General features: G+C 57.8%; 11 protein-coding genes. All 11 read right to left on the minus strand.

Annotation, left to right across the window (positions count from 1 at the left end):
* Positions 1 to 19: 19 nt before the first annotated feature.
* The 11 genes from AAY24_RS00835 to AAY24_RS00885 all read right to left on the minus strand — a co-directional run bounded on the left by AAY24_RS00835 (position 20) and on the right by AAY24_RS00885 (position 15,968).
* Entirely contained in the window at positions 20 to 1,333 is a 1,314-nt protein-coding gene (locus tag AAY24_RS00835) for a putative bifunctional diguanylate cyclase/phosphodiesterase (RefSeq protein ID WP_046858065.1), read from the minus strand.
* A gap of 18 nt (positions 1,334 to 1,351) precedes the next feature.
* Positions 1,352 to 2,638, minus strand: a complete 1,287-nt coding sequence (locus AAY24_RS00840) for an HD-GYP domain-containing protein (RefSeq protein WP_046860899.1) — start codon at positions 2,636 to 2,638, stop codon at positions 1,352 to 1,354.
* Between the two features lie 169 nt (positions 2,639 to 2,807).
* Entirely contained in the window at positions 2,808 to 4,634 is a 1,827-nt protein-coding gene (gene recQ / locus AAY24_RS00845; protein ID WP_046858066.1) for a DNA helicase RecQ, read from the minus strand.
* Between the two features lie 147 nt (positions 4,635 to 4,781).
* Positions 4,782 to 6,041 carry a hypothetical protein gene (locus AAY24_RS00850; RefSeq protein WP_199930440.1) on the minus strand — a complete coding sequence of 420 codons (1,260 nt, stop codon included), beginning with the start codon at positions 6,039 to 6,041 and terminating at the stop codon, positions 4,782 to 4,784.
* Between the two features lie 65 nt (positions 6,042 to 6,106).
* Positions 6,107 to 7,159: a S8 family serine peptidase gene (locus tag AAY24_RS00855; RefSeq protein WP_046858068.1), complete on the minus strand. Its 1,053-nt coding sequence runs from the start codon at positions 7,157 to 7,159 to the stop codon at positions 6,107 to 6,109.
* A 361-nt stretch (positions 7,160 to 7,520) separates the two neighbouring features.
* The gene (locus tag AAY24_RS00860; RefSeq protein WP_199930441.1) at positions 7,521 to 8,138 is read right to left on the minus strand and encodes a hypothetical protein; all 618 of its coding nucleotides are present in this window, start codon (positions 8,136 to 8,138) and stop codon (positions 7,521 to 7,523) included.
* A gap of 47 nt (positions 8,139 to 8,185) precedes the next feature.
* Positions 8,186 to 8,743 carry an RNA polymerase sigma factor gene (locus AAY24_RS00865; RefSeq protein ID WP_046858070.1) on the minus strand — a complete coding sequence of 186 codons (558 nt, stop codon included), beginning with the start codon at positions 8,741 to 8,743 and terminating at the stop codon, positions 8,186 to 8,188.
* Positions 8,744 to 8,779: 36 nt separating this feature from the next.
* Positions 8,780 to 9,925, minus strand: a complete 1,146-nt coding sequence (locus AAY24_RS00870) for a hypothetical protein (RefSeq protein WP_046858071.1) — start codon at positions 9,923 to 9,925, stop codon at positions 8,780 to 8,782.
* A gap of 10 nt (positions 9,926 to 9,935) precedes the next feature.
* Positions 9,936 to 11,759, minus strand: coding sequence for a hypothetical protein (locus AAY24_RS00875; RefSeq protein ID WP_199930442.1), 1,824 nt, complete (start codon positions 11,757 to 11,759; stop codon positions 9,936 to 9,938).
* A 321-nt stretch (positions 11,760 to 12,080) separates the two neighbouring features.
* The gene (locus AAY24_RS00880) at positions 12,081 to 12,464 is read right to left on the minus strand and encodes a hypothetical protein (protein ID WP_046858073.1); all 384 of its coding nucleotides are present in this window, start codon (positions 12,462 to 12,464) and stop codon (positions 12,081 to 12,083) included.
* 129 nt (positions 12,465 to 12,593) lie between these two features.
* The gene (locus AAY24_RS00885) at positions 12,594 to 15,968 is read right to left on the minus strand and encodes a mechanosensitive ion channel domain-containing protein (RefSeq protein ID WP_046858074.1); all 3,375 of its coding nucleotides are present in this window, start codon (positions 15,966 to 15,968) and stop codon (positions 12,594 to 12,596) included.
* Positions 15,969 to 16,157 lie beyond the last annotated feature (189 nt).

Here is a 16,157-nt window from a genome sequence, read left to right on the forward strand (position 1 = left end):
GCCCGGGTTGCAGACCGGCTCAGCCAGTGGGGTTGGCTGCTTTCATAAACGCTTTTTCAGGCCGATAGTTTTTTAACCACTCGGCAAACTCCCGGGCCGGCATGGGCTTGGCGAAGAAGTAGCCCTGTGCCAGGTCGCAGCCGTTTTTCTTCAGGTAGAGTGCCGCCTCCTCTGTTTCCACACCTTCGGCAACCACCTGTAACTCAAACCGGTGTGCGATGTCGATAATCAGGCTGACAATGTGGAGATTGGCCTTATCATCCTTCAGGCCCCGGATAAAGGACTGGTCGATCTTCAGTTCGTCAGTGGGAATGTCCCGGAAATAGGAGAGGCTGGAGTAGCCGGTGCCAAAGTCATCAATGGCGATCCCGATGCCCAGATTTCTCAGGGCGTTGAGTTTTTCAAACACCGTGTCGATGTCGGTGATGAAAGACTGTTCCAGCACCTCCAGACAGAGGTCCACGTTGTCCCGTTGCCAGAGTTTCTCGGCGCTCATCACCAGATCGACAAAATCGGGTTGGGCCAGAATGTTGGGGGGAATATTCACCGACACCGACAGCCGGCCCCACTGCTCTGTCCACTCACCGCTCAGCCGCAGTGCGCTGTTCAGCATCCAGATGGTCAGGGGTTTGAGGAAACCGATCGCTTCCGCGACCGGCAGAAACTGGTCCGGGGAGAGCAGGCCACGGGTTCTGTTCTGCCAGCGAACCAGGGCTTCCGCCCCCACCGGTCTGCCGGTGTCCAGGGAGATTTTGGGTTGGAAGAACACCTGTAACTCGGAGTGATTGATTGCATCACCAAGGGCAACCTCAATATCCCAGTTCTCCGGGATCTCCTGCTCCCGGGTCAGTTTCGGGAAGCCGATCGGCTGCTCCTGGTACTTGGCTTCTGCCAGTGCCAGTTCGGCCGACTGTAACAGGGCAGTGGCGGTATCGGCATTGGCGGGACAGAGGCTGACTCCGATAACCGCCTTGCAACGAAAATCCCGCCCCTCAACGTTGATGGGCAGATCGAGCAAGCGCTGGATCTTCATGGCGGCCAGTTGGGCATGCCCGACGTTGGCCACCCGATCCAGGATCAGGGCAAACTGGTCGTCACCGATGCGGGCCAGGTAGTCATCCTTGCGTCGCACCTGTTTGAGCACTTCGGCCACCGCTTTCAACACCGCGTCGCCGGTGTGATGGCCGAAGTGTCTGTTGATTTTGTGGAAGCGCTGAATGTCAATAATCAGCAGCGCCATGGGGGCGCTGAAGTCCACCGCGTCCTGAACCATCTGGTTGAGCAGTTCCATGAACCGGGGACGGTTATAGAGACCGGTGAGCAGGTCATTCATGGTGTTGAGTGAAACCGCTCACAGGAACAGCTCCTGCATGTTGATGCCGTAGGCCCCCGGCTCCAATCCCCGTTCGACCCGGAATGCTTCCCCTGTGGTTGTCAGGTCGATCCGTTTGAACTGGCTGTAGGGCTCCTTGTTTTCATCCAGCAGCAGCATCACCGTAGGTTGCAGCCGACGCAGTCCGTTGGTCTCGATGACCGCCCCCACCTGTCCGGTGTTAAGTTCCACCAGGGAACCGGTGGGGTAGAGTCCTACGGTTTGAATAAACTGCTCCACCAGCTCCCCCTGGAATTTATCGTCACGCAGACTGTACAGTTCGGTAATGGCTTCGTGGGGAGAGAGTGGTCGGGATTCACGGTAGGGACGTTCGCTGGTCATGGCGTCATAGCTGTCCACAATGCCGGCTATCCGGCCGTACATAGGGATATCATTGTTCGCCAGGCCCTGCGGGTAACCGCTGCCGTCGTAGCGTTCGTGGTGGGTGGCGACCATCTGCAACACATCATAGTCCAGGCTGTTTTTGCCGCCTTTTTTCCTCTCCTCGGAAATCAGTACCCGTACGCTCTGGTCGACATGCTGGCGAATAATCTCCAGTTCCGCATCGGTCAGTTCACCCTTTTTGTTCAGAATATCCGGTGGAATACGGCTCTTGCCCAGGTCGAGCAGCAGGCCACCGAGGGCCAGTTTGTTGATGCCGCTGATCTCCAGCCCCAGGTGCCGACCGAATGTGGCGCACCAGACCGAGGTACCCAACGCCCGGGAGTAGGTGTACTCGTCCAGCTTCTTGAGCTGCACGATCCACATCATGGCGGCCGGATTGCGGTTGACACTCTCCACCATGTCCGATACACCGGCCTTGACCACACTCAGGTCGATATCACGGCCCTTCTCCAGGTCCACCAGCAACTGCCTGTACTCATGGGTGAGTGACTCGGAGGCCTTGGTGGCGGTCTCTATCTCGGTACGGAACTCTTCCGTGTTCTGATAGGTGGTCTTGCGCAGTGACTGGTACTCCCGTTTTATCTCCGCAATGGCTGCCTGGGACTGGGGGTTGGGCGTCTCTCCGAATAGCTGTTGATCGGCGGCTTTGTCCAGTATCCAGTAGCGCGGATGGGGGGAGATGCCCTGTTCCACATCGATATAGACATAGCTGCAATATTTGCGGATACGTTCAATATCCTCCGGCGATGTGATTTTTACTCCCTCCAGATCGAACGGGGTCCTGATCCAGGGACGATCCAGTCTGGATACAAACATCCCGATTTCAAGCCCATCAACACTGGTTTTTACTTCTGTCTTCATACAGGAGAATTCGTTTGATTCGTAACCGCTGTTCAATTTCGGCCATGAAACCCGATCATGACAGTAATTCCTCTAGTCGAGGTTATCCTCTCCCCACTTTAAAATCCACAGGCGGGATCATGGAAGTCGGGCGACTCGCCTGTGGGCTTTTGCCCGGCTGGCAACGGTGTTATGGCCGGGACGCCGAGTGCGCTGCAATCTCATTCATGAAAGCGTCACCATAACGTTCCAGTTTGGTCTGGCCGACGCCGCTGATCTGCAGGAACTCGTCGGTCTCAGTGGGTTTGTCCCTGGCCATCAACAGCAGTGTGTTGTCGCCAAACACCACGTAGGGCGGCACACCTGCCTCGTCGGCCAGGCTTTTACGCAGCTTGCGCAAGCGTTCGAACAGCGCCTCGTCATAGGGGCCGATTTCCGCCGCTCCCCGGGGCGCCCTGGTTTTGCGCTTGGCTTTTTCCCGGGTCCGGGGCAGCGCCAGTTGCAGCTGCTTTTCACCCCGCAACACCGGGCGCGCCTCGGGGGTGAGACGCAATACCGAGTAGTGTTCGATATCCTGCAGCAGGTAACCGTGGTGAATCAGTTGGCGGATCAGGCTCGACCACTCGATCTCGCTCTTGTCACTGCCGATACCGTAAGTACTGAGCTGGTCATGGCCAAGGCGTCGAATCCGTTCGGTGTCGGCACCCCGCAGCACATCTACTACGTGACGGATGCCGAACGCCTGACCGACCCGGTAGACGCAGGAGAGTGCCTTGCGGGCATCTTCGGTGGCATCGAAGGTTTCTGGCGGATCGAGGCAGAGATCGCAGTTGCCGCAGCCCTCGATCTGCTCGCCGAAGTAGTTGAGCAGTACCTGGCGACGGCAGGTGACACTCTCCGCCAGGGCGATCATGGTGTTCAGCTTGTGCAGTTCAATCCGTACCCGCTCCGGGTTGTCACCACTCTCCACCAGTTGGCGCACCAGCACCATGTCCTGGGTACCGAACAGCAGCAGCGCCTCCGCCGGCAGACCGTCGCGCCCGGCCCGACCGGTCTCCTGGTAGTAGCTTTCGATATTTTTCGGCAGATCGTAGTGCACCACAAAGCGCACGTCGGGCTTGTCGATGCCCATGCCGAAGGCGACCGTGGCCACCACAATGTCGATCTCGTCACGCAGAAACTGATCCTGCACCCAGGCGCGCTGCTCGGCCGACAGGCCGGCGTGGTAGGCGGCGGCACGGAAGCCCTTCTCATACAGTTGGGCCGTCAGTCGCTCCACCCGCTTACGGCTGAGGGCGTAGATGATGCCCGCTTCGTCGGCATGGTTGGCCAGAAACTGCTGCAGCTGGCTGAGGGGGTTGTGCTTCTCCAGCACCGAGTAGCGGATATTGGGGCGATCAAAACCGGTGATGTGGCAGGCCGCCTGCTCCAGCTTTAATACCCGCAGGATATCCTTGCGGGTCTGGGGGTCGGCGGTCGCGGTCAGGGCGATCCGCGGGACCTGGGGAAACAGTGTCTCCAGCTCCCCCAGTTGCGCATACTCGGGCCGGAAGTCGTGCCCCCATTGGGAGACACAGTGGGCCTCGTCGATGGCGATCAGAGCGATCTCGATATCCCGCAGCCGCTCGATAAAATCGGCCCGCATCAGCCGCTCCGGGGCGATATAGAGCAGATCCAGTTCACCGCTGTGCAGCTGGGCAAGCACCTGGCGGGCGTTATCCGGGGAGAGGGATGAGTTGTAAAAGGCCGCCGTGACCCCGTTTGCCCGCAGTGCGTCCACCTGGTCCTTCATCAGGGAGATCAGCGGCGAGATGACGATTCCAACACCGGGTCGCAGCAGCGCCGGGATCTGGTAACAGAGCGACTTGCCACCACCGGTCGGCATCAGCACGAAGGCGGACTGTCCGGCGACCAGTTGCTCGATGATCTGTCGCTGGTGGGGGCGGAATTGGCGGTAACCGAACACCCGGTTGAGGGTCTGGTCGAGCCGATCCGGGCTGGCTGGGGTTGGATTCATCCGGGCATTCTAAAGGTTGCAGGGGAGGGCCACAATTGGAACCCGGACACCCCCCGCATGGAGGGGGTGTCCGGGGCATCCTGACCGAAGGTGATCACGCCGGGGCCTGGAACAGCTCCCCGCCGTGGAATCTGGCGGGGAAGGGATTTAACGGATCACCCTTTTCGGTTGCTCTTCACTCGTCGGGGATTTGAGCTGCAACTGGGGTATTGGCTGGGGCCCAGGGGGCGTGGTGGTGATTTTCCGGACCGGCTTGCTGGGCGAAGTGGCCTGAGCCCTGGGTGTCAATTGACCGGGTATCACCGGGGTGCTGCCGGGGGCCTTGAAACCCGGGTTAACTGTAGGCACCGCGGGTTTCGGCTTGCAGGTGTAGTACCAGCTCAGGCCGGTGAAGTGACCTTTTTTACTCCAGGTGAATTTTTTTGCGTTCTCATCTTTCTCCTCAATCAAAAGGCTGAAATCGCGCTTAAACTCTTTGTTTATCTTCTCCCAGGTTTTGTTCTCATCCAGGGCTGCTGTATAGCTGAAATGGTGCTGTTTGTAACCCTCGTCACTGTTGTAGCTGATAGGGAACGACTGGTAGACGGAATTGCCACCCATGACGATGCTGTAACGGATGTAACCTTTGCCATGGCCTTTGAAGCTGACAGTGAATTGCTTATCGCTGGGGCAATAGCCTGCGTCGTGAATTTTGTTGGTGGTGATTTGTGCCTGAGTGATCATGAGCGGCTGATATCCACCTCCGATACTGTTCGCACCGGAGATCGGCGTGCTCTTGGCTTTGATAGAACCGACCCCACCGGAAGCCTTACAGATGATATCCACCGCGACGTTGGTGGTTGCTTTCTCAAAATACCGCTTGGACGCATTCGACTTGGGGCCACAGGAAGCTACTGCGGACAAAGCGATGTTTCTGGACAGGTGCTGATCAGAGTTCATCACCTGTAGTTTGCTGACGCCCTGATTCTGCTTGGTTTGCAGCATATCCTTACACAGCTGGACCGGATTGAACGGCAGTTCACTCAAGGGAACCTGCATCTCTGCGCTGGTATAGCCGATCGATTTTTGTCCCCTGGCGAACAAGTGGACGGTGTAATAGGGGTGGTACTCAGCAATACCGCCGCCTATATTTGGGTTTCCGAAGACCATGTCGGTCGACTTGAGGATGTTGTAGTTTTTACAGCCGGCTTTCATCTCCATGTGGTAGTTAACACTATTGCCACTGGTAACCTTGTTGTATTCCCCGTTAGTCGCCTCAACTACTATTTTTCCGTCGTTGATGTGGATGCCATCAGCCTTGCGGATATCAACATATTCGACACGGTCCAGCAGTGCCCAACCGGGCAGGCTCAGGCCACCGGTCGTGATGGCGAGTAAGCTGGTGGCTATAATACGATTGGTGTTCATGGTGCTCTCCATTTGAATTTGTTATCCAGACACCTTTGAGTCGAAGCTCGCAGCAAAACGGTTCACTATTTTTTCCACTGAATGATTCCGTAACCAAATACCGGGTCCCGACCAGGGATGCCCAGATCTGTTGTGAGGGCGGGCAGGGTCTCCGGGTGAGCCGCCAGAACCGCCGTAACCCAGGGCGCGGCATAGGAGCTGCCGCTGGCGTAAAAGCCCTTGCCTCCCAGGTCAGCGGCCCAGACATCCACTCCTGGGGCTACCACGTCAAGTAATGGGCTGTCGGGTGAGGTCCTGGCTTTGCTGTGTTGGATATCGACGGCGGCCACGGCAATCACATCGGGATGGTTGGCCGGGAAGAGCAGGGGCGAATCCCGGCCTCCATTACCGGCGGCGGCAACCAGCACTATGTTGGCCTGGTGAAACCGAGTCAGTGCCTGGGCAATTATCCAGCTGTCACCGCCCCCAAAACTCATATTCAGCGCGTCGGGCCTTTCCATACGGGCAAAAATAGTTTCCAGCCCCTGCAACCACCAATCAGTGCGGGTACGCAGTTCACCCTGGGTTCCGGGTTTGAAGATATTGACGGCCAATAGGCGCGCCTCCGGCAGGGCGCCGCTGACAAAATTCCGGCCCACCAGCAGGCTCGCCACGGCGGTGCCATGGCGGCTGGCTGTTGTGTCCTGACCGGTTATATCCAGACTCTCGATCCGGCTGTTGCGTAATGCCGGGTGCTGAGTATCCACCTTGCCATCCAGCATGGCGATGTAGGGATCTGAACCGATCGACCCCGGGTCCGGCAGGCCGGTCAGCGGCCGCGCATATTCCCGGCCTCGACTGCTCTGCAGAAAATAATAGCGATTGAACTCGGCCTGGAGTTGCGGGTGGTGTTGCTGCAGCCGCTTCAGTAATGCATCGCTATCGGTGGTTGTGGGTACCCGATAAACACTCAGCACCATGGACAGGCTTTTCAACACCAGACGGCGTTTAATCCGCAGGCCGTACTCTCTCAGCAGTTGTTGCTGGGTTTGGGCTTCAGCCAATGTGTTGGCTATGATCAGGATCTCCGACTTGATCAGTACCCCTGCCCGTTCCCGCTGACTGCTGATAGCCGGCATGGAGGGGAGCTGGCCAAGCAGCTGGAGTTCCCGCTGGCCGGTCGGTGGGGGAGCGTCGGGTTCACCTCGATCCTGGAGTGTTCCTGTGGTATCCGGTTGTCTGCCTGCGGTGGCGCTACCTGCGGATATTGAACCGGCGTTGGTAGCGGCAGCCCTGTCAGGCGCGGTATCCGCGACAGGTGCGCCGGTAGGCTGGAGGTGCTGATCCGGTGCGCTGGTTGTGGCCCGTATGACGACCGGTGTTGTAGTGGGGTTTGCAGCTGTGCTGGCAGATCCCGGAACGCCTGCCGGGTCCGTGCTCTGGGCCAAACCAGCTGCTGACCAGAGCAGTGAAATTCCCAATGTCAGGTGCAGCAGAGGCCTACTCATGGCCAATGATCTGGGCGTGCTCGATAAAGCTGGCGCCAGTCAGCTGGTTGAGAATAGCCTGGCTGTCAGCCTCTTTGGGAACCGCCAGGGTGACAACCCCCAGTGCAGAGGGTCCATCCACAACCTGGGCCTGCAGGGTGAACAACAGGGCTTCAATATCGCCCCAGAGCGCATCCTGTTTGATCACTACGCGAAACAGTTGCCCATCCAGCTGTTGTACCTGCGGGTCACCACCCAGTACCTGGGTCGGTGTCTGATCGATCGGTTTGAAATAGATGCCCACCTGCAGACAGATAACCAGCACCGCGGCTGCAGCGAGGAAACGATTCCAGAAGTTACCGGTGCCGGCCTTGCGGTTATCGACTGGCGGTTTGTGCAGACTTTTTTGCAGTCGTTTCCAACCCAGCTCGCCAGGTTCAACCGATTTCCACTGGGCCTTTACATGATCCTGAAGGGACTCCAGCATGGCTTTTTCGGCACGTGCCTCGGCGGAACGTTCAAGCAGCTCGTCGACGGCCTGGCGTTCTTCGCCGCACAGGGTACCGTTGACGTACCAGGGCAGCAGTTCGATCAGTTTGTCGTCTTTGGCCTTGTCGTTCATGTCACTCACTCGCTTGGGTCTGTTGGTCTATCTGTCGTTGGCGGTGCGAAAAGGGTTCAATCCAGTTTCGACAGGAAGCGACTCAAACAGGCCAGCAGTAGTTTTTTCGCATGTAACATGCGGGTTTTGACTGTGCCCTCAGGAATACTCAGGGTTTGGGCTATTTCCGGATAGCTGCAACCTTCAAAAAAGGTGAGATAGACAACCTGACGATGACCCTGCCCCAGCTCCTCCAGGCAGAACTTGACGTGTCCCCGGTTCTCCCGGGCGATCTCGCCGATTTCCAGGGAGCAGCCCATTCGGTCCGGTGAATTTTCATCAATATGGGTTTCGTCTTCGTGGTCATGGCGCACGTTACGGCGCACCATGTCCACTGCCTTGTGGTGGGTGATGGAGAACAGCCAGGTTTTGACGGAAGATTTACCGGTGTACCCGGTGGCTTTGTGCCATACCTCCGTCATCACCTCGTTCATTACCTCGCTGGCATCCACCGGGTTTTTCACTGTGCGCAGGGCAAAGTTGTAAACCATGCCGGAGTATTTGCGATAGAACCGTTCCAGTGCCGATTCCTGGCCCGCGATTATCCCCTGTAGCAGGGCCTTGTCGTCATCCATGGCGAGGCGTCAGCTCCCAACTGTTTATCCTGTAGCTCATTGCTGGACAAAGGCAAAGGTCTTGAGGGGGGATTTACCGATGATCTGACCCTGCTGATCCAGGGCGTTCACCCGCCACAGGTATTGCTGATGGCTTTGCAGCTTGCCGAGCACCAGGGGAGACAGGGTAGTCTCAGTGCTGCCTTTGGGAATCAGCATGCCGGTGACAAAGGCTGGGGAGGCATCCCCGGACGGCTGGAATACCTGTAACTGGTAAACCACGGCACCATCGACCTGGCTCCAGTCCAGGAGCGTGTCGCCGTTGATGGGTTGGCTGCTGGGGGTCAGGGTCATCATGGTCAGGGCGATATCGGACTTCATCAGGACCTGGTACAGCACTTCCACCCGCTTGCCACTGGTTTCACAATCCTGATTGGTATCATCGCTATTGGCACGATCCAGCAGGCAGAAACGCAACAGGTACTTGCCGGGTTTATTGGTGGGCAGCCTGGGGCTGATCAGGCGGCTGTGTTGCAGCTGGTTCAGGGTTTTGCGCTCCAGCTTCAGGGTGCGGTAGATGGGATTGGCTTCCGTACTGCCGGGCTCAGCCAGTTGCCAGTAACCTTCCAGCACGCCGCTTCCGCTGTAATTTACATCCAGGTAGCTGAACAACTCTTCACCGGACTCCACGACGGTCATGCTGGAGAGATTGGGGAAGCTCAGCTGCATCATCTGCACGGCAAACTGGCTCTGGTCACGGGTGGTGCGTAGACCACTATCGTTCAGGCGAAAACGGACATCGGCATTAATCCCGGGGGTAGGGGCACCACTAGTGTCCGCAAAGGAGCGGCGGATAACAATGGTTTTGTAGCCGGCGTTGATCCAGCTTTGCACCTGGCTGGCGCTGATATTGAAACTCTCCGGGTAAACCTGCCCGGGTGGTGTGATGGCACCCGCAATTACCAGTGGTGTTGCCAGGTTCTCCACCCGCGCCTGGGATGAGAATCTGTCGGAAGTGGAGCTGACGTGCCACTGAATGGTGAAGTGATTGTTTCTGTTTGCCTGCAATACCAGGGTGGAGGATGAACCTGAGGCAGCAGTGACATCGGCCCGGGCCGTGGACAACAGGCCCAGACAACTGCCGATCAGCAGCAGGGCGACCAGCAGGCGGGAGGTAGTTTGTGTTAACAGTTGTTTTTTCATGGCAGCTCTTTTAACCCTCGTTATTGCCAGACCAGTAGACACTGAAGCCCATCAGGATCTGCCAATTTTCATAGTCGCTTGTGTTGATGGAGTCCTCCTGTCTGCCGTAACTGCCTTTCAGGAACAGATCCAGGCCGGGTTTACGAGATTGCGCTTCAATAGCTTTCCAGCTTAATTGCAAGTTACCGGTATGGGTGTCCTGTCGGCTGTCCAGATAAACAGGGTTTCCATACTGGTTGTCGAAGCGACCGTAAAAATAGTTCAGATTCATTGTCAACTTACGGGGAATCAAGCCGATCTGGGTATCAAAGCCGGCATTGAGCGTCTCCTGTTCATTGCCGTTACGCTTTTCGCGATAACGATTCCACTGTAGTTGTGGCGTGATGCTGAAGCGGCTGTTTGGATACCACCCCAACTGAAACGTGGTCATGTGATTCGTGGTATCACCCAGTGGGGTATATATCTCGACGGCATTTTGCATTACCGCTTCACTGCGGTCTTCCACATCCACCCGGGCATAGCTGAGTCCCCAGTTCCAGGTGTCGTGGCTGAGGGTAAAGCCGATGGAGTACTCCTGCTGGGTGTTATCGATATCCATGCCGCTGAGCAGTTGGTCGCCATCCCGTTGGGTATTTTTAGTGAAGTGGTAATAGGCGTTCAGGCTTGGTGCACCGAGGGTTGACCAGACACCTTGCCCGGTGTCGACGGTGGGCGTGTAGTACAAGTCCAGTCCACGATAATCCATTTTGCGGGTGGCACGATCACTGCGGTCAGATTCGTTGGTCTCCTGCTGCTGCAAGTCCGCATTAAAACTCAGGGAGCCGGCACCGCCGGAGAAGGTGGCCTGGTGCGAGATCAGGTCGCCGGGCAGCGCCAGATTGGCGATGCTGTAAAAGTACTCACCTACCCGCTGGCGCTGCAGGTTGAGCTGCCAGTAATCCAGTCCCAGGGTGGGCATGGCCTCGCCGGAATTGAGCTGCACCAGAAACTTGCTGGCGTTATCGTTCAGGGTGTCATCGCCATACTCAAGGCCGTCACTGTCAAAATCTGAAGCGGCGCTCTCCCAGTGCAGCCAGAGGGCACGGTTCATCCATATGGAATCGAGCGATAGGCCCCAGCTGTGACCGCCATAGACGGTATCAGAATCAATCACCGTAAAGCCGCTGCCGGCCGAGGTCCCCTTACCGTCCACGTAACTGGCACCGATAATCAAGCGCTCCGGGTGATTGCTGATGGGGCTGAAAGAAAGGGTGCCGCCGACGGTCTGGTTCTGTTGTTCATCGGTCCAGAACAGATCCTCCCCGGCACTGTTGGTGGTCTCGCTCACCGCGCCAAAAAGGGATGCTTTAAATCGATCATCGTGGCGCTTGCTGAACAGGTTGATGCTGCGGCGCTGATAGCCGGAGAAGAGCAGGCTCTCCTGTTCCACACTGTTGTTGCCCACCTGTATTCCGGTGGAATACTGGTCACCATCATGAGACAGGGTGGCCTGGTAATCAGCCAGTTGCCATTGGTTTTCGGGGACGTGCCCCTGCTGCATTGAGTCATAAATGGCCTGGATACGCGCGTCCACCCGGGCATTGCCATTCTGATAAGTCAGCGCACCATCAATAGCGGCATTACTCTGCCAGTGATCGCTATTGCTGTAGTCGGCCTGATCATCTTCATCAACGCGGTACTGGGTGGATAAGGTGGAGTTGATTGACCACTGGGTATGGCTCTTGGGCGCTATGCTGAGCATGGTTTCGGTCAGGGTTTCGACCTCGCCGTCCTCATAATAGGCCACTACATAGGCTTCGTAGTTGCCCGGTTCCAGATCACTCTCCACAGTCACCGTTACACCCGTATCACTGAAATGTGCGAACTGAGTGACATCGTAACCGCCGATTTCGACACTGAAATAACTAACGGGTTTTCCCTTCGGCGGATGTTGGAACTGGAGAGCTATATCGTCCGCTGCTTGTGTCTGCAGACAGCAAAGTATCAGACTGAGGGAGACCAATAGCCTCCCATGGCTTGCCAGCGTAGTCATACCGATATCCTTATGGGTTTATTATTGTGCAATAATAATGCCAGTCGAAAAAGTTCAATACAAGCGCAAAGCCGCCGGGCCGAAGCCCAGCGTCTGGTGTTGTAAAGTTCGAGTTGTTAACGGCTACTTGACCGGTACATAGTTGAAGCAGGTGTAGGACAGATACATCTTGGAGTCATTGTTCTGACCATCAGAAGGCAGGTCGATAAACCTATTCTTCACCTTGATGACATCTGTGTCCGCATTACAGGTGCGTTTGATAACTTTTTGTTGTGCACAATCATACTGGTACCACTTTTTACCCTCATGCTCCATCAGCTTGATGTTGATTGGCGTAAAACCGGCTCCGCACTGCGCCGGTTTGACAATCTGCGTCGCTGACAGAACCAATTTGGGTACAACGGGTTTTGCCTGGTTCTGCGGGGCCGCCAGGGCAGTCCCGATCAAACCTGCGCTGAACGCCACCAGGCAGAGAGCGATAGCGGATAAAAAAGCGTGTTTCTTCATGATGATTTCCCTGTTTGGTTGCTGGATGTACAACTCTGTCGCAGGAAATCGAAAAAGGGTTCAAAGGGAAGTCACCCCGTCTGGTCAGGGAGGGATTGTGGGGTGGAGTGGCGCTGGAACAGCTCGCCGTTATCGCTTCTCTCCGCCCTGCCAATCGATCTTCGGATCCACTGAGCGCAGGTGCAGATCCCGTTGTGGGAAGGGGATCTCGATACCGCCCTCCGCCAGCGCCTTGTTCAGGGCCATGTGCAGATCGTGCAACAGGGGCATGCGCTTGAAGTTGTCGCTGACAAAGACGCGGATGTCGAAGTTCAGCGAACTGTCGCCAAAGCCGGTGAAGAAGATGGTGGAGCGGGGTTCCTTCATCACTTCAGGGTGATTTTCCACCACCTCGGTCATGATCTTCAGCGCCTTGTCGGTATCCGAGCCGTAGGCAATGCCCACCGTGATGACGATACGGGTCACCGGATCGGTCAGGGTCCAGTTGATCAGGGGATCGGTGATGAAGTTCTTGTTCGGCACCACCAGCTCCTTGTTGTCCCAGTCGGTGATGGTGGTGGCGCGGATACGGATCCGGGAGACGGTGCCGCTGATGTCGCCAATGGTGACGGTGTCGCCGATGCGGATCGGGCGTTCAAACAGGATCAGTATGCCGGAGAAGAAATTGGCGAAAATCTCCTTCAGTCCGAACCCGAGGCCGACGCCCATGGCTGCCACCAGCCACTGCACATCATCCCACCGCAGGCCGACCAGATTGAGTACCAGCAGACTGCCGGCACCGTAGATGGTATAGCGGCTGATGGTGGAGACCGCATAGCGGGTGCCCAGGTCCAGGCTCAGCGGTTGCAGTAGGGTGATCTCCAGCAATCCCGGCAGGTTGCGTCCGGCAACCATGGTGAGGGCCACCGCCGCCAGCGCCGCCAGACCCTCCCAGAGGGAGATGTCGGAGATCTCGCCGGCGCTTTCGAACCGCCACAGCACCACGGTGTTTAGCCAGCTGAGGGCGGGTGTCAGCTGTTCCCAGATCAGGTAGATCAGCACGGCAAACAGCAGGCCGGCACCGACCCGCAGCAGTCGCCGGGTCTGTTCGTTGATGGTGGCCAGGTTGATCGCCTCGAACTCCGCCAGTTCCGGTACCCCCTCACCGGCGGCCTCGGCGGCCTCCTTGGTGAGCTTGGCTTCCTGGGCCGCCTGTCGTCTGGCCCTGGCCCGTGCCAGCGCCAGACGGCGCTCCGCCACCAGTAACCAGCGCTCCAGCAGGTGGTAGGTCAGAAAGATGAATATTCCGCCGATCATGGAGAAATAGAGCATGCGCTCCAGGTTGAGGGCACTGAAGTAGTAGCCCTCAAAGGCCAGTATGGCCAGGCTCAGGTTGACCAGCACCACCGCTGGATACCAGAGCCTGCTCAGGGTGGTGCGATTGTCGTTGCCATCGGTTGCCAGAAAACCGCTCCAGGGGTTGAGCATGCGATGGAAAAACAGCGTCATGACCAGCAGCCCGGCGATAAAGGCCAAACGCCCCAGGGAGTTGATATAGGCGTCATTCTCGACCCACTCAAACACCCCGACAGTAAAGCCGATGGGAACCAGGGCAGCCACCAGCCAATGCATGTGTTGACGGAAATGGGTGCCGTGTGCCGGGTTCCAGCGAAAGTGCACTTCGGCCAGGCCGTTCCTGATAAACAGGTAACGGACAATTTGGATGATGAAGAAGAACACCGCCACGCGCCGCAGTCCGATGGATAGCGCTACGGTGAAAGAGTGATCGGAGCCCTTGGTGAGCCACCATCCCAGGGCGGCCATCAGCAGCGGCCAGGGCAGTGCCAGCAGCAGGGTGATGAGAAAGGCGCTGCCGGTATTGCCGAAGCTGTCCCGGGTCACATTGCCGACAGCAGGGGCAATTTCAGCCAGCCGCCGGCGCATCTTCTTTCGGTAGGCCAACAGCAGGCCCATTATCATCACCAGCAGTATAAACCGGTAGGGATAGCGTTCCAGGCCGTTGATGATGCCATCGGCGGCGCTGTGCCAGTTCTGGGCGGAGAAGAACCAGCCGATTGCCGCGATTGTGTCCCGGAAAGTATCCGCGGATATTCGGCTGGTGGAAGGTATCCAGAGCAGATGGCGGTCCAGCAGTTCACCATACTGGGCCACCCGGTCGTAGAGTTGCAACTGTTCGGCGTTGAGGTCGGCCTGCGTCTTCTCATAGCGCCCATAGGCCGTTATCAGTTTGTCCAGCAGCACCAGTCGATCATCCAGCAGCTGTTTCAGTTCGAGGCGGATACCGCTCCACTCCGCGGCAGACAGATCAGCCGGGCGGAGTTCATCAATCAGGTCATGTTCGAGTTCCGCCTGTAACTGTTTTCTTTGATCATCGATCTGAAAAGACTCCAGCCGCACGGTGGCGATCTCGGCGCGTCGCTTCTCGACGCTTTTCTCGATATCCGCCAGGCGGGGCAGGCTGGTGCGCTGCTTCTGCAGGACGCGGCCCGGCTGTTCATCCAGGCCACCGATACTGATCTGTTGCTGAACCCGCTCCTGGCTCTGGCGGATCGCCTCTTTGCGGGCCACGGTCTTCTCCAGCTCCAGGGTGATCGCTTCGGTCCGGCTGGCCAGTTGGGCCAGCTTCTGGCTGAGAGCGCTGTTCTGGTTGGCGTACTGCTGGATCAGCGGATGCTTCCCCGCTGCCTCCTGCTGGGCAATTGCCGCCTGCTGCTGGGCCTGCTGCGCCTCTTCGGACTGCACCAGGGAGGTCTGCTCCTGGAACTGCTGCACCTGGGCGTCGGCCTGTTTCAACCGGGCCTGGGCCAGTTCAATCTGAACCGCCAGTTGGTCCATGCGGTGGGTATGGCTGAGCCGCTCCATCTGCAGGCGGTTTATCTTGTTTTTCAGCATCAGCTGGGTGGCTGACGCGAGCTGTTTTTGCGACGCCTGGAGCCGGTTTGCCGATTCGCCACTCAGCTGCTGTTCGATCTCCTCCAGCCAGCGCTTGGCATCTGCCAGCTCCTTACCGGACTGTTCCGGCCGGAGTCGCTGCCGGCTGCGCTGCTCCTCCAGCTCCTGCAGCTCGGTCTGGGCCAGTTGGCGTTCCGACTGGGCCAGGTTATAGCGTCGACTCAGCTCCTCAAATGTCAGATTGGCGGATGGGGTGGAGGGTTTGCTCTGGCCGGCGAACAGGCTGAGGGCATTGCGTAGCTCCTTGAGTTGCTGTTCAGCGTTGTCGACTGTCTGCTTGTACAGCTCTGCCTGCTTCTGCTCCCGCTCGGCCTGCTGCAGCAGGTCCAGAATCTGGCGGTAGACCTCCAGCTCCTTGCTGTCGCTCCCTTCCTGCCCGGCGATCGCTTCCAGCTCGGTAACCTTGGCCCGGGCGCTCTCGATGGTCAGGGCGGTGGACTCCAGTGGGTCGACCGGGTCCGCCGCCAGAATGGGCAGGATGACCGCCAGGTTCAACAGGAGTATCGGCAGCAGCCTGGACAGTGGCCGAAATTGGATCAGGAGGTTCAGCACGGATCTCCCCGGAGGTGCGCTCATTAGTAGCCGATGTGGCAGATACTGACCCGCTCTGGAGCGGTTGGTTCAAAATCCCACCCCCCGGTGGTGTTGTCAACAGATACTATTCTTCTCTGGCCGCCCCCGGGGTCGATTTCCGGCCAGGTCCGGGGGTGTGCCGGATCGTTCTGTACAGAATGGGGTGCA

The sequence above is a fragment of the Sedimenticola thiotaurini genome (genome assembly GCF_001007875.1).
Taxonomy (GTDB): Bacteria; Pseudomonadota; Gammaproteobacteria; order Chromatiales; family Chromatiaceae; genus Sedimenticola; species Sedimenticola thiotaurini.